Source organism: Micromonospora sp. CPCC 205554 (assembly GCF_036902745.1).
GTDB classification, from domain to species: domain Bacteria; phylum Actinomycetota; class Actinomycetes; order Mycobacteriales; family Micromonosporaceae; genus Micromonospora; species Micromonospora tulbaghiae.
The window spans coordinates 77,147-98,394 of record NZ_JBAKHP010000020.1 but is presented as its reverse complement, the minus strand read 5'-3'; the positions used below and the strand labels follow the sequence as shown (position 1 = coordinate 98,394).

Genomic DNA, 21,248 nt, shown 5'->3' with positions numbered 1-21,248 from the left:
CGTCCGCGGACCGCTACGCTTCGGCAATGTCGAGCTGGCGCCGACACGGCCTCAAAGCGGAAGCCGCAGTGGTGCCTGCCGTCGCCCTGGTGGCCCTGCTCGGCCTGATCGTGCAGTCGGACGGCATCGACACCACCGCCGAACTCGTCGCGTTGCTCGTGGTCCTGGCCTCCTCCGGCGCGCTCTACCTGCGCCGCCGATACCCGGTGACGGTGGGCGTGGTGGCGCTGGCCGCGGTCGCCGCGTACGGCGCTCTGCTGCACCGGCCTGGGCCGATCATGCTGGTGTTCGTCGTGGCGCTGTACACGGTCGTCGACGAGGGGCACCTCGCGGTCGCGGTGGGGCTCGGCCTGGCCTCGGTCGTCTCCTTCGCCGTCGCCGACAGCTACACGCGGACCGGTGTCAGTGGGAACGGCGCGACGCTGCTGCACGCCGGCTGGCTGGTCGCGGTCATCGTCGGCGTGACCCGTAACCGGCGGGCCTATCTCGCCGAGGTGCAGGCCCGGGTGCTGGCGGCGGAGCAGCGCAAGGAGGAGGAGGCCCGTCATCGGGCCACCGAGGAGCGACTACGGATCGCCCGCGAGCTGCACGACCTGCTCGGCCACCACCTCTCGCTGATCAGCGTGCAGGCGAGCGCCGCGTTGCACCGGCCCGATCCGGAGCGGTCGGCGGAGGCACTCGCCGTGATCAAGCAGACGAGCCGGGAGACGCTGCGGGAGCTGCGGGCGGCGCTCGGCGTGCTCCGGCAGGAGGGTACGACGCCGAGCCACCCCGCACCCGGCCTGGACCGCCTCGACGAGCTGGTCACGACGGCCGGGCGGCGCGGGCTGACGGTGCGTACCGAGGTGACGGAGACCGGGCCGCTCCCGCCGGAGGTGGATCTGTCCGCGTACCGGATCGTCCAGGAGGCGCTCACCAACGTGAGCCGTCACGCGGGCGCGAGCACGGCGGTGGTCCGGGTCGTGCCGGACGGCGACGAGGTGCTGGTGGAGGTGGCGGACGACGGTGCCGGTCCCGCCGGCCCGCCCGGGAACGGGATCCTCGGCATGGGAGAGCGGGCACGGGCGCTGGGTGGCTCGCTCACCACCGGACCGGGGCCGGGCGGCGGGTTCCTGGTGCGGGCCCGCCTCCCGCTGCGGCCCGCCCCGCTGCCGGTCCCGGCGCCACGCGGGCAACGGGGGGAGACGACATGATCCGGTTGCTGCTCGCCGACGACCAGACCCTGGTACGCGCGGGCTTCCGCTCCATCCTCGACGGCGAGGACGGCATCGAGGTGGTCGGCGAGGCCGCCGACGGCGCCGGTGCGGTACGGCTGGCGCGGGAACTGCGGCCGGACGTCGTCCTCATGGACATCCGGATGCCGCTGCTGGACGGCCTGGCCGCCACCCGGGAGATCGTCGCCGGCACCGACGCCCGGGTGATCATCCTGACCACCTTCGACCTGGACGACTACGTCTACGGCGCGTTGCGGGCCGGCGCGAGCGGCTTCCTGGTCAAGGACACCGAGCCGGCGGAGCTGATCCACGGGGTACGGGTGGTGGCGCGGGGCGACGCGTTGATCGCCCCGGCCGTCACCCGCCGGCTGATCGCCGAGTTCGCCGCCCGGACCCGGCACCCGGACCCGGGCCCTCGCCTGAACGCGCTGACCGAGCGGGAACGGGAGGTGCTCGCCCTGGTCGCCGCCGGCCTGTCGAACGACGAGATCGCGGCCCGGCTGGTGCTGAGCCCGGCCACCGCGAAGACGCACGTCAGCCGGATCATGACCAAGACGCGGGTACGGGACCGGGCCCAGCTCGTGGTGCTCGCGTACGAGTCGGGGCTCACCGTGCCCGGCTGGCTCACCGCCTCCTGACAGAGGGCCGGGCAGAGTGGGTGACCGGTCAGGCGGTACGCCGGGAACGGGCCAGCGCCAGCCCGCCCAGCACCGCCCCGATCAGCCCGAACGCCACCCCGGCGATCGCGCCCGCCCGTCCCTGGCCGGTGCCGAAACCTTCGGTGGTCAGCGCCAGGTGCCACACACTGAGGACGAGGCTGACCAGTCCGGCCGCCACCGCCACGAGGGCCTGGACCCGCCCCTCGCCCGGCCCGCGACGGGAGCGGCTCAGTGCCAGCCCGCCGACGACCACACCGGCCAGGCCCACCACGGCGATGACAGTGGCGCCGGCCCGCCCGGAGCCGCCGATGCCCCCGGCGGCCAGCGAGGTGTGCGCGGCCGGGGCGAACTCTCCGGCGACTGTGGCGACGAGCAGGTGACGGATGGACATTCTGGGACTCCCTCGGGTCGCGGCAAGTGGTGACGGCGGCAGCGTATGGACGCGCATCGCCGCCGGTCGTCGCCCCGGAGTCGTCGATCGGGCTACCACCACGGGGGTACGCGCTCCGCCCGCGTACCCCAGGGGTTGTCTTCAGGCGTGAACGGTGGCGACCGGGGAACCTGGGCGACCATGCGAGTCACGACCACCGCCGCCGTGGCGGCGTCCCGCGAGGTGCCGGGCGACGACGGCGTACGGCGGCCCGGCGGTGAGGTGCACGCCTGGCTGCCGGGCCAGAACCAGACGCTGTGCGGGCTGCCGCTGAGCCGGACCCGGCTGCGCCGCTTCCCGCACGTGCCGTTCGACTACTCCGGCACCGACGTGCTCACCGAGGCCGACCCGGAGAGCTGGCTCTGCCCGCGCTGCCTGGCCGCCACCGCCGGTCGCCGCGAACGGGAGAAGGGCTGGGTCCGCACGAACCCCCGTCCGTGAGCGGTTGCTGTCCGGTTCAGCGGGTACCGCACCCGTCATGCGCATCGTGATCGTGGGGGCGACCGGCAACGTGGGGACGGCAGTGCTGCGCCGGCTGCGGCAGGAGGCGGGTACCGAGCTGGTCGGCGTGGCCCGCCGGCTGCCCGGGCCCGAAGCCGGTGAACCGTACGACGACGTGGAGTGGCACTCCTGCGACATCGGCGCACCGGGCGCCGCGGACCAGCTCGTGCGGATCTTCGCCGGGGCGGGGGCGGTCGTGCACCTGGCCTGGCAGATCCAGCCCAGCCACGACCGCCGCACGCTCTACCGGACCAACGTCGGCGGCAGCCGCGCGGTGATCGAGGCCGCCGTCCGGGTCGGCGTCCCGGCCCTGGTGTACGCCTCATCGGTCGGCACGTACGCGCCCGGCCCGAAGAACCACCCGGTCAGCGAGAACTGGCCGGCGACCGGGGTGGAGACGTCGTCGTACAGCCGGGACAAGGCGGAGGTGGAGGCGCTGCTCGACGGCGTGCAGCGGGAGCACCCGAACCTGCGGGTGGTACGGCTACGCCCGGGACTGATCTTCCAGCGCGAGGCCGGTACGGAGATCAGCCGCTACTTCCTCGGCCCGCTGGTGCCGGTGCGTCTGCTGCGGTACGGCCGGATTCCGCTGGTGCCGTCGAACAAGCGACTCCGGATGCAGGCGGTGCACGCCGACGACGTGGCCGACGCGTACGCCAGGGCGGTCGTGGGGGACGCGAGCGGCGCCTTCAACGTGGCGGCCGACCCGGTGCTGACGCCGGAGCTGGTGGCCCGGCACTTCCACGGCTGGACGGTGCCGGTGGCGACGCCCGTGCTGCGCGCGGCGGCGGCGGTGACCTGGCGGGCGCGGCTGCAGCCGGTCGACACCGGCTGGGTCGACCTGGCGCTGAACGTGCCGCTGATGTCGAGCCACCGTGCCGAGACCGAACTCGGCTGGACGCCGGCCGTCGACACGGTGACCGCCCTGAAGGAGCTGTTCGCCGGTATGGCCACGAGAGCGGGCACCGACTCCCCGCCGCTGTCCCCGGACCCGGCGCTGCCCGGCCGCCCGGCCGCCCTGACCAGAGGTCACCTCCCCGGCCACCCCAACCCCTACTGACCCCACCCCGCCCCCGCCCTGCCCCGCCCCTCCCCGCCCTGTTGATCAAGGAGTTTGTGTCCCTCCCAGAGATCGACCAGGACGCAAACTCCTTGATCACAAAGTCAAGGGGTCACGCGCGAGGTGAGGCCGGCGGGGCGGGCGCCATCGGGTCGGGGCCTGGCTGGTGATCATGAAGTTGGCGGGGCGACACGCCGATGATGGAACCGTCAACTTCATGATCGACGGGGTGGGGTGGGAGCGGCGTGGCGCAGGCCGAGGGCTCAGGCGGTGATCATGAGGTTGACGGCGCGACACGCCGACGGGGAGGCCGCCAACTTCATGATCGGCGGGGCGGAGCCCTCGGGGGCAGCGCAAGGGAGGGAGGGAGAAAAGAGGTCAGGAGATCTGGGCGCCCAGGAAGAAGATGCCGGGGTGGCCCTTTGTCTCGAAGCCTCGGCTGGGGTTGCGCCGCAGGGTGCTGCTGTCGATCTTCAGGGTGCCGGTGCGGTTGTTGCTGACGAAGAAGATCGCGCCGCCGCCCTCGTTCGCGCTGTTGTCCTCGATCACCGTGCCGGCGATCCGTACGGCGAACTCGTTGCCGTCGCAGTAGATCGCGCCGCCACTACCGCCACCCGGTGTGCCGCCCCGCGCCGGGTTCGCGCCCGTGCCGACCGCGCGGTTGTCCCGGAAGACGCTGTTCAGCACCGTCCAGGAGACGCCGATGCTGCTCAGCGCCCCGCCGTTGGCGCACACCCCGCCGGTGAAGGTGCTGCTCACCACGTACACCGGATTGTTCTCGAACTGGCTGAGCACGCGCAGCGCGGCGCCCCCGAGGTCCGGGCCGGTGCGGTCGCAGCGGTTGTCGACGAACCGTGAGTTGATCACGGTGAACCGCCCGCCGCGTACGAAGATCGCGCCGCCCCCACCGCCCTCGGTGCGATCGCCCGTGGCGTCCCCGTCGGCGAACGTCAGGTTCTGCACGGTGAGCCGCGGGTGGTCCTGGTTCTGGCAGTGCGAGGTGGTCCAGCCCTGTGCCTCGTCGCAGGTGTTCATGTAGAGGATGCGGCGTTTGCCGCCGCCGCTGAGCGTGACCTTGCCGCCGCCGTCCAGCACGACGCGCGGGCCGTGCGAGTTCACCACCTTGGCGGTGGCCTTCATGGTGATGGTCACCGGCGCGGGGCCGCAGTCGAACGTGATCACGCCACCGGCCGCGACGGCCTTCACCACCGCCTCCGAGGTGCAGCTCGCCGGGGTGCCGCTGCCGACGGTACGGGTCGGGCGCGAGGTGTCCACCGGACGTGCCTCGGCCGGTACGCTCGCCCGGCCTGCGGGGTTGCCGGCGCGGAACGCCACGGTGGCCGGGGTGGGGCTCGGTCGGGCGCTGCCGAGGCCGGAACGCCCGCCCGGTGCGGACGCCGGGGCGGCACCCGGCGTTCCAGGCGTGCCACTGGCCACGGCGGAGACAGGGGCCGGATCCTCGCCGCCGCAGGCGGGCAGCGTCGCCGTCGCCAGGGCGAGGACGAGCAGAGTGACAGCCGACTTCACGCGCACCGCCCGATGCTAGGAGGACCGGCCGCCCCGGCACGACTCCACAGCCGATCCTTAACCCGCCGCTAAGCCGGCGTCGCAGCCGCAGCCGCAGCCGCAGCCGGCACCGGAGCCGCAGCCCGAGCCGCAGCCGCAGCCGGCACCGGAGCCGCAGCCCGAGCCGCAGCCGCGGCCGGCACCGGAGCCGCAGCCGGCACCTGAGCCGGCGACCGCGCGGCGGCGGGCAGCGCCCCCGGCACCGCGTGCGGCGGTCAGGCGTGCGACAGCGCGAACGCGACCAGGAAGCCGAGCACGGTGATCAGCCCGACCAGCAGGTGCGCGTCGGCGAACGCCTCCGGGACCATGGTGTCGGTGATCATCGCGAGGATCGCGCCCGCGGCGAGCGCGGTGATCGTCGCCAGCACCTCGGGCGGCGCGCCGCCGAGCAGCGTGTACCCGGCCAGCGACGCCGCGCCGGAGATCAACGCGATGGCCGTCCACAGCCCGAAAACGTAGCGCCGGGTACGCCCGGCCTGCCGCATCCCGGCCGCGCTGGAGAGCCCTTCCGGCACGTTGCTGAGGAACACCGCGATGACGGTGACCAGGCTGACCGGGCCGCCGGCGAGCAGGCTCGCACCGATCACCACCGATTCGGGTACGCCGTCGAGGAGCGCGCCGACCGCGATCGCCGTACCCGAGCCGGGCTGCTCCCGCTCGGAGGGCTGCTCGTCGCCGGAACGCTTGCGGTGCCGCGCACCGTGCCGGGCCAGCAGCACGTTCGCCCCGGTGTACGCCAGCGCGCCGGCCGCCGCGCCGATCGCCACCGGCAGCAGGCCGCCCTGCTCGTGCGCCTCGTCGATCAGCTCGAACGAGACGGCGGACAGCAGCACGCCCGCGCCGAACGCCATCACCGAGGCGGTCACCCGGCGCGGTACGCGCGCGAAGAACCCGACGGCCGCCCCGATCAGCAGGGCCGACCCGGCGAGCAGGCCCCAGAATCCCGCTTCCAGCCACTCCGGCACGCGCTGGACCCTACCCCCGGGCGTGCGCCGTCGACCGGGTCAGAAGTCGGCGAACAGGTGCGGCAACTCGCGGGGGAAGAGACGTCGCAGCTCACCCGCCGCGTCCACCGGCACCTCACCCAGCCCGCGTACGACCACCTCGGCCGGGTCGAGCACCCCGTACGCCAGGGCGGACAGCCCGGCGGCGGTGAGCCGCGCGGCCGGCACGCGGCCCCCGGCGGCGGTCTGCGCGGGCAGCACCGCCAGCTTGCCCGTGGTGCCGTCGAGCAGGTGCCGGCCGGCGAGCCAGCGGTCACCGACCAGCTCGACCAGCACCCGGCCGACCCCGACCGGCTGGTCGGCGAGCGCGTCCAGGCTGAGCAGCCGGGCCATCGGCGCGGTCGGGTCGGGCCGGGCCACCCGCGCCTCCACCTGCACGTCGAGGTCGGTGAGCCACAGCTCGGGCAGTTCGTCGGGGGTCACCTGGACGCTGATCCGGGCCACCTGGTCGACGTGCCGGGCGAAGAACTGGAGCACCGACGTGCGGGCGTACGCGTCGTCGGCCAGCAGGTCGTCGGCGAACAGCGTGCCGGCGTGGTCGTCGATCCGGTAGGTCACCGCGCCGACCGTCTCGCCGCCGCGCACCACGCTGACCAGCCATCGGTCGTCCCGGTCGCGCAGGCCGACCGCGCGGAAGTCCGGGAAGACCGCGAAGCCGTGCCGCTCGCGCAGGCACCGCTCGGTGTACGCGCGCCACCGCGCATATCCCGCGCCGATCCGCTCCCAGACCAGCTCGTCGGGCAGCTCGGCCCGCAGCAGCGGCGCCAGGTCCGCCGGGTTGAAGACCGCGGTACGCCGCCGGGGCAGCCCGATGTAGCCGAAGCGCTCGTAGAACGAGGCGCGGAACGGGTGCAGCGCGGTGAGCTGGTGGCCCTCGTCGCGCATGCCGTCGAGAAGCTGCTGCATCAGCGTCCGGACGTGGCCGCGCCGGCGGGCCAGCGGATGGGTGGCCACGCCCGCCACACCGGCCATCGGCAGCACCGCGCCGCGCAGGTTCTGCCGCATCGGTATCGCCGACACGGCCGCCGCGGTGACCCCGTCCTCCTCGGCCACCAGCGTCGTGTTCCCGGCGTTGTACGGCAGGTACGCGCGGAACTGGTCGGTCCGGGAGTCCGCCATCGGCGATGCCTCGAACGCGTACGCCTGGAGCGGGAAGCTGGTGGTCAGTCGTTCATCGGCGGCCAGCCGGCGGATGTGCATCCGTTCATCCCAACCGCACCGGGCGTGGTCCGCAACCGGAAAGGACGCCCGCTCACGCCTCGGTAACGTCCGAGATGACCACAGTCACGTTGTCCGGCGCGCCGGCCTGGTGGGCCAGTTTCACCAGTTGCTCGCCGCACTGCTGGCGGTCGCCGTAGGTGGCGAGCGCCGCCGCGATGGCGGCGTCCTCCACGTAGTCGGAGAGGCCGTCACTGCACAGCAGCAGCCGGTCTCCGGCGAACACGGTGAGCGCCCCGACGGCGGGTGGCGCGTCGGAGCCCTGCACCGCGCGGGTGACGAGCGAGCGCTGCGGGTGGTGCCGGGCCTGGTCGCGGGAGAGCGCGCCCTGGTCGACCAGCGCCTGCACGAACGTGTCGTCACGGGTGAGCTGGGTCAGCTCGTGGTCGCGCAGCAGGTAACAGCGGGAGTCGCCGACCTGGGCCAGGACCAGGGTGTCGCCGGCGAGCAGGGCGGCGGTGAGCGTCGTACCCATGCCGTCGCGGGCCGGGTCCACCGTGATGGCCGCGCGGATGCGCTGGTTCGCGGTGCTCACGACGGCGCGCAGCGCGTCGGCCGCCTCGTCGGCGCCGGTGGGCGGCGTCAGCTCGTCCAGGATCCGGATGACGATCTCGCTGGCCACCTCGCCCGCGGGGAGCCCGCCCATGCCGTCGGCCACCGCCACGAGGCGGTCACCGGCGAGGGCGGAGTCCTCGTTGTTGGTCCGGACGAGGCCGACGTCGTTGAGGATGGCCGAGCGGAGGATGAGCGTCATGAGGACAAGCTTGCCAAGAAGAACGGCTCCGCGTCTGCACGCGCTGGCGGGTCTGCTGAAAGAAATGTCATCAGCTTGCATCCTGGGTATGCGTCAACTGTCCAGTGTGGATGGACGAGGATAGCGCAGCAGGAGGCTCGCGTGGACCTCCTCCTCGCCCACCGCCGCGTAGGTGTGCGGCACGTCGGAGGTCCATCGCAGGTAGCCCCCGGGGCCGGCGGTCAGCGGGGCGTCGGCCGGCCCGGCGCGGAGCACGCCGGAAAAGACCGTCACGTGTTCGGTCACGCCGCTGGAGTGGGCGGGGGAGAGCTGCGCCGGCCCCGGGGTGACCCACATCCGGTACAGCTCGTAGGTCGCCTCCCGGTCGCTGAACACCTCCAGCAGCGTGCCTCCCACCGCGGCCCCGCGCAGGGTCGGCGCCTGGTCGGGCGTGGCGAGCACGGCGGTCAGCGGTACGCCGAGCTGCGCGGTGATCGCGTACAGGGTCTCCAGCCGGGGATTGCGCACGCCGTTCTCCAGGCCGGAGAGCGTGGCCTTGCCGACGCCCGCGAGGCGGGCCAGCTCGGACAGGGAGATGCCCCGCTCGGTGCGGAGCGAGCGGATGCGCAGGCCGACCTCCCGGGCGCCCCGGTCGTCGGCTGGTGCGGCGGCTGTCATGAGGGCTATCGTGCTACACCGTGCCGTTCCGTAAACGGAACGGTCGGAGGAGGAGAGCATGGGCGGTCGGCTCCAACCCGTCCTGGCCGGCGTGGTGACCGCCCTGGTCGGCTTCGCCAGCTCGTTCACTGTCGTCCTGGCCGGGCTGCGCGCGGTCGGCGCCGAACCGGACCAGGCCGCCTCCGGCCTGCTCGCGCTCTGCGTCGCCAGCGGCGCCTGCGCGGTCTGGCTCGGCCTGCGGCACCGGCTGCCGCTGTCGATCGCCTGGTCCACGCCGGGCGCGGCGCTGCTCGTGGCCACCGGACCGGTCGCCGGCGGCTGGCCCGCGGCGGTCGGCGCCTTCCTGGTCGCCGGACTGCTGATCATCGCGGCCGGGCTGATCCCCGCGCTCGGCCGCGCGGTCGCCGCGATCCCCGCCCCGATCGCCTCCGCCATGCTCGCCGGGGTGCTGCTGCCGCTGTGTACGGCGCCGGTACGCGCCCTGGTCGAGGTGCCCTTGCTGGCCGGGCCGGTGGTGCTGGTCTGGCTGCTGCTGCACCGGTTCGCCCGCCGCTGGGCGGTGCCGGGCGCGCTCGCCGTGGCGGTGGTCGCGATCGCGCTGACCACCTCCGGGCCGGCCCGGCTGGACGCCGCACCGGTCGTCGCGTTCACCGCGCCGGCCTGGACGCTGCCCGCCGTCGTCGGGCTCGCGCTGCCGCTGTTCCTGGTCACCATGGCCGCGCAGAACGTGCCCGGCACCGCGGTGCTCGCCGGGTACGGCTACCGGGCCCCGCTGGGCTCGGCGCTGCGGGTGACCGGGCTCGCCACCGCACTCGGCGCCCCGGCGGGCGGGCACGCGGTGAACCTGGCCGCGATCACCGCCGCCCTGGCCGCCGGCCCGGACGCCCACCCGGACCCGGAACGGCGCTGGATCGCCTCGGTCACCGCCGGGATCGGCCTGGCCCTGCTCGGCCTGGGCGCCGGCGTGGCGACCGCCCTGGTGCTGCTCTCCCCGCCGGTGCTGGTCGAAGCCGTCGCCGGGCTCGCCCTGCTCGGCGCGCTCGCCGGAGCCGTCACGGCGGCGGTCGCCCAGCCGGACGCACGGGAGGCAGCCGTGGTGACGTTCGTGGTCACCGCCTCCGGGGTGAGCCTGCTCGGGGTGGGCGGCGCGTTCTGGGGACTGGTCGCGGGCTGGCTGATGCTGCTGCTGTTCCGCCGCCGGACGGTTGCACCGGCGCCGGTCGAGGCGGATCCCACCCCGTCCGTTCCCGCCCGGACCGGGTGACCAGTCACTCCTCGGCGGGTAGCTCCGCAGCCGGGACGGTGAGGCGTACCGCGCCGTCGCTCACCGCGGCGATCCGGTCGGCCAGCACGTAGACCGCGCCGGTGCGGACCAGTTCGGTGGAGACCTTGAGGTAGCCGTCGCGCAGCAGCCGGGCGGCCAGGTCGGCCGGTACGTCCGGCTCCTCGGCCGCGGCCGACTCGATCAGCTCGTCCAGGCTGCTGCCCGGGTCGACCGGGGCGGGCGCCTGCACGGTCACCGCGACCGGGTCGCCACGCTGCACGAGATCGACTGTGCCCACCTCGACGCCTGCGGAGTCGACCACCCGCATGCCGGTGGTGACCCGGGAGACGGTGTCCTGCTGCTGGCTCATGCAGAAGCGGTTCCCGGGGCGCGCGGGCGCTAAACGGAGGGGGCCCAGCCGCCCGGTGGGCGGGGGGACAGCTCGCGCCAGGTGTCGGTGCCGTCCAGCAGCGCCCGGACCGTCTCCTCGGCCTCTTCGACGCTGGCGTGCTCGTAGAACCGGGAGACCCCCTCGGCGCCGCCGGCCCGCTGCTCCACGTGCCAGCGGTCGCCGTCCACCCGGAGGAAGACGTCACGCCGGGCGAGGCGTCCCCATTTCCCGTTCCACCAGTGCCTACGCTGCTCCATGCCCGGACTCTATCGAACATGTGTTCGATACACGTCGGCCCCCGCGAGATCGTCGCGGGGGCCGATCGGCTATGGCGTTCAGCGCGGCGCGGGCGGCTCCTGCCGGCGGCCGAGCACGTCGTCCAGGGCGCTGCGCTGGCCGGGCGTGCCGTGGTTGCCGGCGAGCAGCGCGTCCCGGATCTCGGTGAGCAGCTTGACCTCCTCGCTCGGGGCCGACGGCGGCGGCTCCTCGCCGCGCTTGCGCCGCTCGGCGAGCCTGTTCATCGGGTAGACGACGAGGAAGTACAGCGCCGCCGCGGTGAGCACGAACGTGATCAGCGCGTTGACGAAGGCCACCCAGTCGAAGGGGATGCCCCGGAACGCCGGCGTCGAGCCGGTGAGCCCGTTCTCGCTGCCGGTGATCACCGCGATGAACACGCGTACCAGCGGTTCCAGGAACGACTTGGTGAGCTGGGTGACCACGCCGGTGAACGCGGCGCCGATGACGACACCGACCGCCAGGTCGACGACGTTGCCGCGCATGATGAAGTCTTTGAAGCCCTTGAGCATCCGTACTCCCGTGCCCTGATGAGTCTGCGTCCGGGACAACCTATGCCGTTACCCATCGCCGGCTCTAGTGAGCTCGCGATCGGTAGTCCTGCCTTGCGGCGGGACGGTCCCGGTCTGACCCGCTGAGGCGGCGCCGGGTTGACGCTTCACTGCCACCAGCCCAGCATGCTGGGTCTTACGGTCGGCTCCACGTCCAGCCACCGGACCACTCCCGGTGGTGTGACTCGCGACTAGGGCGGCCAGATTGCGGGCAGCGTTGAGATCTCTATCAAGCGCCAGGCCGCACTTTGTGCAGATGTAGGTCCGCTCGGCTAGGGCCAGCTTGGCTTTCGCCGCACCGCAACCCGAGCAGGTTTTCGAGGAGGGATACCAGCGGTCGGCCAGAATCATTTGGCCGCCGTACCACTCAGCTTTGTATGCCAGTTGCCGGCGCAGTTCGGCAAAACCGGCATCGGCGATATGCCGCGCCAGCCGTCGATTGCGCAGCATCCCGGCGACGTTGAGGTCTTCTAGCACGATCGTGCCGTGTTCTCGGGCGAGGCGGGTGGTGAGTTTGTGCAACCCGTCGCGACGCAGGTTTCTCACCCGTGCGTGAGCCCGGCTGAGGCGGGCGGATGCCCGTTCCCACCGGCCGGACGGGTGGCGGCTGGCGCACCGATCCGGTCCGGCCTTTCGGGTCAGCGCCCGGCTGAAACGCCGCAACCGCGCCTGTGCACCAATCAGGTGCTGGGGGTTTGGTGCCTTCTCACCGGTCGAGAGCACCGCGAGATGCTTGATGCCAAGGTCGACACCGACCACCGACAGGGGTTGGGTCGGGCGGCGATCGGTTCGCTCGACCTCGCAGGTGAAGGCCACGTGCCACCGGCCGCCGTCACGGCGCACGGTGGCGGACATGAGTCGGGCGGTCCCGCTGTCGATGCGGCGGGCGAGCTTACGGGCGGACTCGTGTAGCTTCAGCCGGCCTAGCCGTGGAAGCACTATATGCTTCCGGTCCAACTCCACCCGGATCGTGCCAGTGGTGAAGCGAACGCTCGGCGCAGTGCGTCGGCGGGACTTGAACCGGGGGAAACCGGCGGGTCGGCCGGCCCGGTGCCCGCTGCGGGAACGTGTCCAGTTCCTCAGTGCTCGGGCGAGTGCGTCGAGACCCGTATTGAACGCTTCTTTGGAGCACTCCGCCCACCATGGGGCGACCTGGCGCTTAGCGGCGTTCCATTCCTTGCGCAGCCCTGGAAGCGACCACGACAGCGCCGGGGTGAGTTGATTATCCGGGATGCCGTAGGTGCGCTCCGCGGCCCGTTGACACATCACTGCTCTGACTCGTGCGAGCGCCCAATTGTGCGCCACGCGGGCGGCTCCGGCGTGCGCAAGTGCTGCGCGTTCCTGCGTCGGGGTGAGATCGAGGGCGTATCGGGTACGCCTGGATCGTCTTCACGCGGAACCATCGGGAGGCGACGGCGCCGGCCAGGATGCCGTGGCCACTACTTGCTCCTTCGGGTCTCCCGTCATGTCAGGAAGCTAGCGGGTGCCAGTGACATTTTGCGTGCGTCAGCAGCCGCTGCCCCCGGCGGGCCCTTCGAGAAAAGCACCGGCCTCGATCGCCGCCCGCTGCGGGTCGGCGGCCCGGATCGCCTCGACCAGCCGGCCGTGGTCCACGTACCGCTCGGGGGTCAGCGCCTCGCCCATCGCCTGGGCCACAGTGCTGCGCAGCGCCGCGCCGACCGAGGCGTACAGCTCGGCGAGCATGGCGTTGTGCGCGGCCGCCACCACGACCGTGTGCAGCGCGGCGTCCGCCTCGACGAACTCGTCCACCCGGCCGCCGCGCCACGCGGCCTCGCGGGCCGCGAGCGCGCCGTCGAGCGCCACCAGGTCCTCGGGGGTACGCCTCAGCGCGGCGAGCCGGGCGGCCTCCACCTCGAACGCGCGCCGGACCTCGATCACCTCGGTCATCCGGTCGTCGGTGAGCCGGCGGGCCACCACCGGCGCCAGCTCGTCGGTCGACACCACGTAGGTGCCGGAGCCCTGCCGGCACTCCAGCACCCCGGCGTGCACGAGCGCCCGGACCGCCTCGCGGACCGTGTTCCGCCCCACGCCGAGCGCGGCGACCAGTTGCGGCTCGGTGGGGATGCGCCCGCCCACCGGCCACTCGCCGCCGAGGATCCGCTCCCGGAGCTGCTCGATCGTCTGCCGGACCCGGTGACCGCGCGGAGGCACGGCGACGGAATCCCGGGCGGGTGTCACCGGTTACAACTCGTGCCGAAATTCATCCCATGATTGTAGGTTCGAGGTCATGACTCCGCCACCTGCGCCCGCCGCGACAGTGCCCGCCCCGGGCGTCACCCCCGCGGCGGGGCCCACCCCGGCCGCCGGCCCGGTCCGGGGCGGCCTGCTCGTACTGGCCGGGATGCTGCTCGTCGCGCTGAACCTGCGGGCCGCGGTGACCAGCCTCGGTGCGCTGCTCGACGAGATCCGGGTCGGGCTCGGCCTCTCCGGCGCGATGGCCGGCCTGGTCACCACGCTGCCCACCATCGCGTTCGCCGGGCTGGGCGCGCTCACCCCCTGGCTGGTCCGCCGCTGGGCCGCACCCCGGGTGCTGGTGCTGGCGATGCTGGCGCTCACCGTCGGGCAGGTGCTGCGCGCGGTCACCGGCTCGGCGGCGGTCTTCGTGCTCACCAGCGCGCTCGCGCTGGCCGGCATCGCGGTGGCGAACATCCTGCTGCCGATGCTCGTCAAGCAGCACTTCCCGCACCGCACCGGGCTCGTCACCGGGGCGTACACGATGGCCCTGACGGTGGGCACGACGGTGGCCGCTGCCGCAGCCGTGCCGGTCGCGCACGCGTTCGGGTCCTGGCGGGCCGGACTCGGCATCTGGGCCGGGCTGGCCGCGCTGGCCGTACTCCCGTGGGTGCCGCTGGCGCTGCGGGCCCGCGCCGCGCGACGGGCCGCGCCCCCGGCGGTGACGGTCGCCGCCCCGGCCCGGGTGCAGCCGGCCCGGACCCGGCTCGGCTGGGCCATGGCGGTCTACTTCGGGGCGCAGTCGCTCAGCGGGTACGCGATCATGGGCTGGCTGGCCCAGCTCTTCCGGGACGCCGGATACCGGCCGGAGGCGGCCGGGCTGCTGCTGGCGGGCGTGACCGCGCTGGGCGTGCCGGTGGCGCTGATGATGCCGGCGCTCGCCGGCCGGCTGGCCACGCTCCGGCCACTGGTGTTGTCGCTGACCGTCTTCTCCGCCGCCGCGTACACCGGTCTGGCGCTGGCCCCGCACGGCCTGGCGCCGCTGTGGGTGCTGCTGCTGGCGCTCGGCCAGGGCGCGTTCCCGCTCATCCTGACCACGATCGGGCTGCGCGCCCGGACCGCCGAGGGCACCGTGGCGCTGTCCGCGTTCGCGCAGAGCACCGGGTACGTGATCGCGGCGCTCGGACCGCTGCTGGTGGGCATCCTCTACGAGGCGACCGGCGGCTGGACCGCCCCGATCGGTTTCCTGCTGGTGGCGCTGGCCGTGCAGACGGCGGCGGGCATGGTGATCGCTCGTCCCCGCTACATCGAGGACGAGCGCTGAGCGGGATCGGTCAGGAGGAGGCCGGGGTGGGGTCGCCCGCGACGGCCTGCTCCACGGTCGGGTACGTGTGCAGCACCTCGACCAGGCCGCTGACCTCGAGGATGCGCAGCACGCCGCGCTGCGGGGCCGCCAGCCGGACCACGCCGCCCGCCTCGTCGCAGTTGTTCTTCGCCCGGACGAACACGGACAGGCCGGTGGAGTCGCAGAACGACACCTCGGCCAGGTCGAAGACCAGGCGGCTGCGCCCCTTGTCCAGCAGATCCGTGATCTGGTCCTGCAGCTGCGGTGCCGTGGCCATGTCCAGCTCGCCCGCGACCGACACGACGACCACGTCGCCGCGCTGTTCCGTGTGCACCGTCAAGGACATACGTCGACCTCCTGTGTTCGGGGGAAACGGTATCCCACGACGGGCGCGCCGCGCAGAACGGGAGCGGTCACGGGTGCGGTCGATCATTCTTTGCCCCGCGACAAGTAACGCCTCAGCCTCCGGTGATAGAGTCCGCCCGTCCAAATCAGGGAGGTCAGCATGGCGTTGAGCGCCGAACAGGGTGATCGGCTCGCCGACGTGCTCAGTCAGCACGCGGACCGGTTGACCAACCGCTGGACGGAGATCGTCGCGAGTTCGCTGCGCGGTCGCCTGAGCCGGGCCGAGTTGGCCCGGCAGGTCCAGGAACTGCACCGCGCGCTGGTCGACGCCGGCCGGCAGGGCGTCTCCGACCTGGCCGACGAGCACGGCGGTGAGCTGCGGGCGGTGCTGTCCGAGCTGTCCACCAACCGGGCCCGGCAGGGGTTCTCCGCCACCGAGACCGCGATCAGCGTGTTCGCGCTCAAGGACGCCCTGCTGGAGCTGATGGAGGAGGAGAAGGGCGCCGAGACCCTGCGCGACTTCGTCGCCTACTCCGCACTCGTCGACCAGATGGGGCTGTTCACCTTCGAGACGTTCGTCCGGGCCCGCGAGAGCCTGATCGCCGACCAGGCGGAGCAGCTGCTCGAGCTGTCCACGCCGGTGGTCAAGCTCTGGGAGGGCGTGGTCGCCGTCCCGCTGGTCGGGACGCTGGACTCGGCCCGCGCCCAGGTGGTGATGGAGCGGCTGCTCCAGACGCTCGTCGACACCGGCTCGCCGTACGCGATCATCGACATCACCGGCGTGCCGGCGGTGGACACGCAGGTCGCGCAGCACATCCTCAAGACCGTGGTGGCCGCGCGGCTGATGGGCGCCGACTGCATCATCTCCGGCATCCGCCCGCAGATCGCCCAGACGATCGTGGCCCTCGGCATCGAGTTCGGTGACATCGCCACCAAGGCGAGCCTCGCCGACGCGCTGCGCCACGTGCTGCGCCTGACCGGCGTCGAGACCACCGCTCGCCGCCCGCGCCGGGAGTCCTGATGGAACGGGTGCCGATCCTCAAGATCGGCGACATCCTGCTGGTCTCCATCCAGGTCGACATGTCCGACCAGACGGCGATCCAGTTGCAGGAGGACCTGGCCGAGCGGATCGTCGCCACCGGCTGCCACGGCGTGATCATCGACATCACGGCGCTGGACATCGTCGACTCCTTCGTCGGCCGGATGCTGTCCACCATCGCGTCCATCTCGAAGGTGCTGGACGCCGAGACGGTGGTGGTCGGCATGCGCCCGGCCGTCGCCATCACGCTGGTCGAGCTGGGGCTGTCGCTCAACGGCATCCGTACCGCGCTGAACGTCGAGCGCGGCATGGAGCTGGTTGCGGCCAGCCGCGCCGACGAGTGGGACGAGACGGCCGACGACGAGGACACCGAGACGACGGCGACGTCATGACCACGGGCGTCGACCTGGGTGTGCCGGCGACCCAGGCGATCCGCAGCGACGAGGACGTGGTGCGGGTCCGGCAGTTGGTGCGTACCACAGCCGTCGCGGCCCGGCTCTCCCTCGTCGACCAGACGAAGCTCGTCACCGCCGCCAGCGAACTGGCCCGCAACACGCTGATCTACGGCGGCGGGGGCAGCGCCGAGGTGAGCACCGTGGAGGACGGCCGCCGGCGTGGCGTGCGGATCGTCTTCGCCGACGAGGGACCGGGCATCCCGGACCTCGACCTGGCGCTCACCGACGGCTACACCACCGGCGGCGGGCTGGGCCTGGGACTGAGCGGCGCCCGCCGGCTCGTCGACGACTTCGACATCCGCACGGCTGTCGGCGAGGGGACGCGGATCACCGTCACCAAGTGGTCGCGATGACCGCCGACGTGGTGCCCGACCACGGCCTCTGGTTCCGGGTCGACACCGGGGCGACCGCCGGCAGCGTACGCCGGGCGGCCGAGCGTCTCGGCCGGCAGCTCGAACTGAGCGCGCCGCGCGTCGCGGACCTGGCCATCGTCACCGCCGAGATCACCAGCAACCTGGTCAAGCACGCCCGCGAGGGCACGCTGCTGATGCGCCCGGCGCGCCGGGGCGGCCGGGCCGGGGTGGAGCTGGTGGCGATCGACTCCGGCCCCGGCATGGCCGACCTCACGCTCTCCTCCGTCGACGGCCACTCCACCGCCGGCACGCTCGGCATCGGGCTCGGCGCGATCACCCGGCAGTCGAGCCGGTTCGACGGCTACTCGTCGCCGGGCCGGGGCACGGTCCTGGTCATCCAGGTCTGGGACGGCGTACCGCCGGAGCCGGACTGGGCGGCCGGGCTGGCCCGTCCGATCACCGGCGAGCAGAGCAGCGGCGACGGGTACGCGGTCCGCCAGGTCGACGGCCGCCGCCAGGTGCTGGTCTCCGACGGTCTGGGCCACGGTCCGCTGGCCGCCGCCGCGACCGGCGCCGCCGTGTCCGCGTTCCGCTCGGCGCCGGACGGGCCGCCGGACGTGGTGGTGCGGCACCTGCACGCCGCCATCTCGCACACCCGGGGCGCCGCGCTCGCGGTGGCGGAGCCGGATGCGGTCGCCGGAGTGCTCCGCTACGCCGGACTGGGCAACATCGCCGCGATGATCGTCGCGCCGGGCGAGCGGCGGCGCGGGCTGGTCTCGCTGCCGGGCATCGCCGGGCACCAGCGTCCGGCGATCCGCGGGTACGACTACCCCTTCTCGCGCGACGCCACCCTGGTCATGCACAGTGACGGGGTGGTGGATCGCTGGGACCTCGACGACTACCCCGGGCTGGCCGGGCGCAACCCGTTGCTGGCCGCCGCGACGCTGCTGCGTGACGCCGGCACCCGCCGCGACGACGCCTGCGTCCTGGTGGCCCGGGGGGCGGCATGACCGAACCCCTCCTGCACCTCGCGCTCCGGGTGGAGCAGGACATCTTCCTGGTCCGGCAGCGTGGCCGGGAGGTGGCCGCTGCGGTCGGGCTGGAACACCAGGACCAGGTACGGATCGCCACCGCGCTGAGCGAGGTGGCGCGGGAGCTGTTGCACGGGGTCGACGGCGCGGACGTGACGTTCGCCCTCGACCGCGACGCCGTCGGCCGCCGGGTCCTCCAGGTGGACCTGTCGCCGCTGCGCCCGCTCCCCGGTGGACGGTACGAGCCGCAGTCCGGCGCCGTCGCGCGTCTGGTGGACACGTTGCGGGTCGTGGCCGTCGAGGGCGATACGGTCGTGAGGATGTCCCGACGAGTGCCCGACCACGCCGAGGAGCTGACGCCGGAACGCGCCGGCCGGCTCCGGGCCGAGCTGGCCGAGCGCGCTCCGGGGTCCGCGCTGGACGAGCTGGCCGCCCAGAACGCGCAGCTCATCGCCGCCCTCGACGAGGTACGCAGTCAGCGCGACGAGCTGGCGGTGCTCAACTCGGAACTCCAGGAGACCAACCGGGGCGTGATGGCGCTCTACAACCAGCTCACCGAGGAGCTGGAGGAGACCAACCGGGGCGTCGTGGCGCTCTACGCCGAGCTGGACGAGAAGTCCGCCCAGCTTCGGGCGGCGAGCGAGTCGAAGAGCCGGTTCCTGGCGAACGTCAGTCACGAGCTGCGCGCCCCGGTGACCGCGATCATCGGCCTGGCCCGGCTGCTGGCCGACTCCGCCTCCGACCCGCTCACCGGCGAGCAGGCCCGCCAGGTGGGGCTGATCCGCTCCTCGGCGGGCGACCTGCTGGGGCTGGTCAACGAGCTGCTCGACCTGGCGAAGGCGGAATCGGGCCGGATCGAGCCGGACTGGTCCGACGTCGATCTGCGCGCCGTGTTCGGGCAGCTGCGCGGCACGCTGCGGGCGCTCGCCTCGCGCCCCGAGGTGGAGCTGGTGGTCGAGGAACCCCCGGCACCGGCCACGCTCCGCTCGGACGAGGTGCTGCTCGCCCAGGTGCTGCGCAACCTGCTGCACAACGGGCTGAAGTTCACCGAGCGCGGCGAGGTACGCCTGCGCGCCGAGCGCCGCGGTGAGCAGTGGACGCTGTCGGTCACCGACACCGGCGTGGGCATCCCGCCGGAGCTGCACGAACGGGTCTTCGAGGAGTTCTACCAGGTGCCCGGCACGACCCGGGTCGGTGGCACCGGGCTCGGCCTGCCGTACGCGCGGCGGCTGGTCACGCTGCTCGGCGGCACGCTGGAGCTGACCAGCGAAACCGGCCGGGGCAGCACGTTCACAGTGGTCCTCCCCGCGGGCGGAGCGTGACGGTGGACAGCGGGCCGGTGACCGTGCTTGTGGTCGACGACAGCGGCCCCAAGCGATACCTGCTGGTCAACTGGCTGACCCGGGCCGGCTTCGTCACCTTGGAGGCCGAGAACGGCACGGCGGCGCTGGACCGGGTGGCCCGGGAACACGTCGACCTCGTGGTGCTCGACGTGCGGCTGCCGGACATGAGCGGCTTCGAGGTGTGCGAGCGGATCAAGGAGGAGTACCCGTACATCCCGGTCATCCACGTCTCCGCGCACGCGGTCGACGTGGTCGACCGGGCGCAGGGTCTCACCCGGGGTGCGGACGCCTACCTGGCCGAGCCGATCGAGCCGGAGGAACTGGTCGCCACCGCGCACGCGGTGCTCCGCTACTACCAGGCCCGGCTGCGGGCCGAGCAGCTCGCCGAGCGGCTCGCCGCGCTCGCCGACGCCACAGTGGAGATGCACGCGACGCCGAACTTCGTCCGGCTGCTGGAGGCCGCCGCGAGCGGCGCGGCGCGGATCTTCAAGGCCCCGGCGGCGGTGGTCGCGGAGACGTTCGACGGGGACTGCCTGGCCGGGGTGGCGGACGACCCGCACACGCCGGCCCGGATCGTGCCGTGGGTGGTGGACGACACCGGAGTGCCGATCGGCACCCGGGTGCGGGTCGACGAGCCGGGCAACTGGGCGGTGGCGGGCTGGCCGGACGGCGACACCGTCACGGTGGCCGCGTCCCGGCTGCGCGAGGACCGGGCCCCGCTGTACGTGGTGGTGCCGACCGCCACCCAGACCGTACGCACGCCGGTGCTGGTGCAGCTCGCCCAGGCGGTCGCCTCGGCGGTGGAGGCGCAGCGGTCCTTCGACGAGGAGCACCGGATCGCGGTGACGTTGCAGCGCAGCCTGCTCCCGCAGCGGCTGCCCGACGTCGTCGGCCTGGACCTGGCCGTCCGGTACGAGCCGGCGAGCGCGCAGACCGAGGTGGGCGGCGACTTCTACGAGCTGGTGATGCTCGACGGGCACCTGCTGGTGGCGATCGGTGACGTGGCCGGGCACTCGCTGCACGCCGCCACCGTGATGGCCGAGCTGCGGCACGCGGTGCGGGCGTACGCGGTCGAGGGGCACCAGCCGGGCGTGATCCTGGACCGGGTCAACGAGCTGATGCGCAACCTGCTGCCGACCGAGCTGGCGACCATCTGCGTCCTGCTGCTCCACCCGTCGACCGGGCTGGTCCGGCTGGCCAGCGCCGGGCACCTGCCGGCGTTGCTGAGCCGGGACGGGCGGGTCGAGTTCGTGACGCAGTCCGCGCCGCTGCTCGGCGTGCGCGCGCCGCGCCCGCCGGATCTGGAGTTCGTGCTGCCCGCCGGGGCCACGCTCGTGCTCTACACCGACGGGCTGATCGAGCGGCGGGACGCCACGATCGACGACGGCATGGCGGCGCTCGGGGTGGCCGCCACCCGGGTGGACGACGACCTGGACGACTTCTGCCGGCGGTTGCTCGTCGAGCTGGCGCCGCCGGAGATCCACGACGACGTGGCGGTGGTGGCGGTCCGCCGCCGCTGAGCGATCGGCGCGGTCGTCGCGGCGGCCGGCCGGCGCCGGAACCGGACCCTGCCGGTTCGTG

23 protein-coding genes and 1 pseudogene are annotated in these 21,248 nt (G+C 73.4%); 12 read left to right on the top strand and 12 right to left on the bottom strand.

What is annotated here, in order from left to right:
* The first annotated feature begins 26 nt into the window (after positions 1–26).
* Both V6U82_RS22440 and V6U82_RS22435 read left to right on the top strand, forming a co-directional pair.
* Positions 27–1,193: a sensor histidine kinase gene (locus tag V6U82_RS22440; protein ID WP_334464208.1), complete on the top strand. Its 1,167-nt coding sequence runs from the start codon at positions 27–29 to the stop codon at positions 1,191–1,193.
* A complete protein-coding gene (locus V6U82_RS22435) occupies positions 1,190–1,852 on the top strand; it encodes a response regulator transcription factor (RefSeq protein ID WP_334464206.1) in 663 nt (220 codons plus the stop codon). Before V6U82_RS22440 ends, V6U82_RS22435 begins: the two co-directional genes overlap by 4 nt.
* Positions 1,853–1,880: 28 nt before the next feature.
* Here V6U82_RS22435 and V6U82_RS22430 read toward each other — a convergent pair whose 3' ends face one another.
* The gene (locus V6U82_RS22430) at positions 1,881–2,264 is read right to left on the bottom strand and encodes a DUF6223 family protein (protein ID WP_334464204.1); all 384 of its coding nucleotides are present in this window, start codon (positions 2,262–2,264) and stop codon (positions 1,881–1,883) included.
* Between the two features lie 180 nt (positions 2,265–2,444).
* Between V6U82_RS22430 and V6U82_RS22425 the strand changes: the two genes are divergently transcribed.
* A complete protein-coding gene (locus tag V6U82_RS22425; protein ID WP_120574039.1) occupies positions 2,445–2,744 on the top strand; it encodes a hypothetical protein in 300 nt (99 codons plus the stop codon).
* Between the two features lie 37 nt (positions 2,745–2,781).
* Positions 2,782–3,864 (top strand): NAD-dependent epimerase/dehydratase family protein, encoded by a 1,083-nt coding sequence (locus V6U82_RS22420; protein ID WP_334464200.1) that lies wholly within the window; start codon positions 2,782–2,784, stop codon positions 3,862–3,864.
* A 378-nt stretch (positions 3,865–4,242) separates the two neighbouring features.
* On the opposite strand, the gene V6U82_RS22415 is transcribed toward V6U82_RS22420, so the two are convergent.
* From V6U82_RS22415 to V6U82_RS22395, 5 genes are all read right to left on the bottom strand, one after another.
* The gene (locus tag V6U82_RS22415) at positions 4,243–5,391 is read right to left on the bottom strand and encodes a hypothetical protein (RefSeq protein WP_334464244.1); all 1,149 of its coding nucleotides are present in this window, start codon (positions 5,389–5,391) and stop codon (positions 4,243–4,245) included.
* 254 nt (positions 5,392–5,645) lie between these two features.
* A complete protein-coding gene (locus tag V6U82_RS22410; protein WP_120572146.1) occupies positions 5,646–6,395 on the bottom strand; it encodes a ZIP family metal transporter in 750 nt (249 codons plus the stop codon).
* 39 nt (positions 6,396–6,434) lie between these two features.
* Entirely contained in the window at positions 6,435–7,634 is a 1,200-nt protein-coding gene (locus V6U82_RS22405) for a GNAT family N-acetyltransferase (protein WP_334464198.1), read from the bottom strand.
* 52 nt (positions 7,635–7,686) lie between these two features.
* Complete coding sequence (locus tag V6U82_RS22400; RefSeq protein WP_099162983.1) at positions 7,687–8,406, bottom strand: PP2C family protein-serine/threonine phosphatase; 720 nt, start codon at positions 8,404–8,406, stop codon at positions 7,687–7,689.
* A gap of 93 nt (positions 8,407–8,499) precedes the next feature.
* Entirely contained in the window at positions 8,500–9,063 is a 564-nt protein-coding gene (locus tag V6U82_RS22395) for a helix-turn-helix domain-containing protein (RefSeq protein ID WP_128138618.1), read from the bottom strand.
* A gap of 58 nt (positions 9,064–9,121) precedes the next feature.
* On the opposite strand from V6U82_RS22395, the gene V6U82_RS22390 reads away from it, so the two are divergent.
* Positions 9,122–10,327, top strand: coding sequence for a benzoate/H(+) symporter BenE family transporter (locus tag V6U82_RS22390; protein WP_334464194.1), 1,206 nt, complete (start codon positions 9,122–9,124; stop codon positions 10,325–10,327).
* Between the two features lie 4 nt (positions 10,328–10,331).
* Here the strand turns inward: V6U82_RS22390 and V6U82_RS22385 are convergent, their stop codons facing one another.
* From V6U82_RS22385 to V6U82_RS22365, 5 genes and pseudogenes are all read right to left on the bottom strand, one after another.
* Positions 10,332–10,697: a hypothetical protein gene (locus V6U82_RS22385; protein ID WP_334464192.1), complete on the bottom strand. Its 366-nt coding sequence runs from the start codon at positions 10,695–10,697 to the stop codon at positions 10,332–10,334.
* Between the two features lie 29 nt (positions 10,698–10,726).
* Positions 10,727–10,975, bottom strand: a complete 249-nt coding sequence (locus V6U82_RS22380; protein ID WP_026268772.1) for a hypothetical protein — start codon at positions 10,973–10,975, stop codon at positions 10,727–10,729.
* A gap of 78 nt (positions 10,976–11,053) precedes the next feature.
* Positions 11,054–11,524, bottom strand: coding sequence for a large conductance mechanosensitive channel protein MscL (gene mscL, locus V6U82_RS22375; protein WP_128138612.1), 471 nt, complete (start codon positions 11,522–11,524; stop codon positions 11,054–11,056).
* Between the two features lie 48 nt (positions 11,525–11,572).
* Positions 11,573–12,931: pseudogene (gene tnpB, locus V6U82_RS22370) on the bottom strand (IS607 family element RNA-guided endonuclease TnpB); the annotation flags it as partial.
* A 138-nt stretch (positions 12,932–13,069) separates the two neighbouring features.
* Positions 13,070–13,762, bottom strand: coding sequence for a FadR/GntR family transcriptional regulator (locus V6U82_RS22365; protein WP_334464189.1), 693 nt, complete (start codon positions 13,760–13,762; stop codon positions 13,070–13,072).
* Positions 13,763–13,811: 49 nt separating this feature from the next.
* Here V6U82_RS22365 and V6U82_RS22360 point away from each other — a divergent pair, with 49 nt between their 5' ends.
* A complete protein-coding gene (locus V6U82_RS22360) occupies positions 13,812–15,080 on the top strand; it encodes an MFS transporter (protein ID WP_334464187.1) in 1,269 nt (422 codons plus the stop codon).
* A 10-nt stretch (positions 15,081–15,090) separates the two neighbouring features.
* Here the strand turns inward: V6U82_RS22360 and V6U82_RS22355 are convergent, their stop codons facing one another.
* A complete protein-coding gene (locus V6U82_RS22355; RefSeq protein WP_018789120.1) occupies positions 15,091–15,447 on the bottom strand; it encodes an STAS domain-containing protein in 357 nt (118 codons plus the stop codon).
* 159 nt (positions 15,448–15,606) lie between these two features.
* Here V6U82_RS22355 and V6U82_RS22350 point away from each other — a divergent pair, with 159 nt between their 5' ends.
* The 6 genes from V6U82_RS22350 to V6U82_RS22325 are packed head-to-tail and all read left to right on the top strand — an operon-like array spanning position 15,607 to position 21,187.
* On the top strand, positions 15,607–16,467 hold the full coding sequence (locus tag V6U82_RS22350; protein WP_128137722.1) for an STAS domain-containing protein: 861 nt from the start codon (positions 15,607–15,609) through the stop codon (positions 16,465–16,467).
* Complete coding sequence (locus V6U82_RS22345) at positions 16,467–16,877, top strand: STAS domain-containing protein (protein WP_128137721.1); 411 nt, start codon at positions 16,467–16,469, stop codon at positions 16,875–16,877. Before V6U82_RS22350 ends, V6U82_RS22345 begins: the two co-directional genes overlap by 1 nt.
* Positions 16,874–17,293 carry an ATP-binding protein gene (locus V6U82_RS22340; RefSeq protein WP_120572138.1) on the top strand — a complete coding sequence of 140 codons (420 nt, stop codon included), beginning with the start codon at positions 16,874–16,876 and terminating at the stop codon, positions 17,291–17,293. Before V6U82_RS22345 ends, V6U82_RS22340 begins: the two co-directional genes overlap by 4 nt.
* A complete protein-coding gene (locus V6U82_RS22335; protein WP_334464242.1) occupies positions 17,290–18,303 on the top strand; it encodes a SpoIIE family protein phosphatase in 1,014 nt (337 codons plus the stop codon). The genes V6U82_RS22340 and V6U82_RS22335 overlap by 4 nt, the downstream gene beginning before the upstream one ends.
* The gene (locus tag V6U82_RS22330; protein ID WP_128137720.1) at positions 18,300–19,646 is read left to right on the top strand and encodes a sensor histidine kinase; all 1,347 of its coding nucleotides are present in this window, start codon (positions 18,300–18,302) and stop codon (positions 19,644–19,646) included. The genes V6U82_RS22335 and V6U82_RS22330 overlap by 4 nt, the downstream gene beginning before the upstream one ends.
* A 2-nt stretch (positions 19,647–19,648) precedes the next feature.
* Positions 19,649–21,187, top strand: a complete 1,539-nt coding sequence (locus tag V6U82_RS22325; protein WP_128137719.1) for a SpoIIE family protein phosphatase — start codon at positions 19,649–19,651, stop codon at positions 21,185–21,187.
* Positions 21,188–21,248 lie beyond the last annotated feature (61 nt).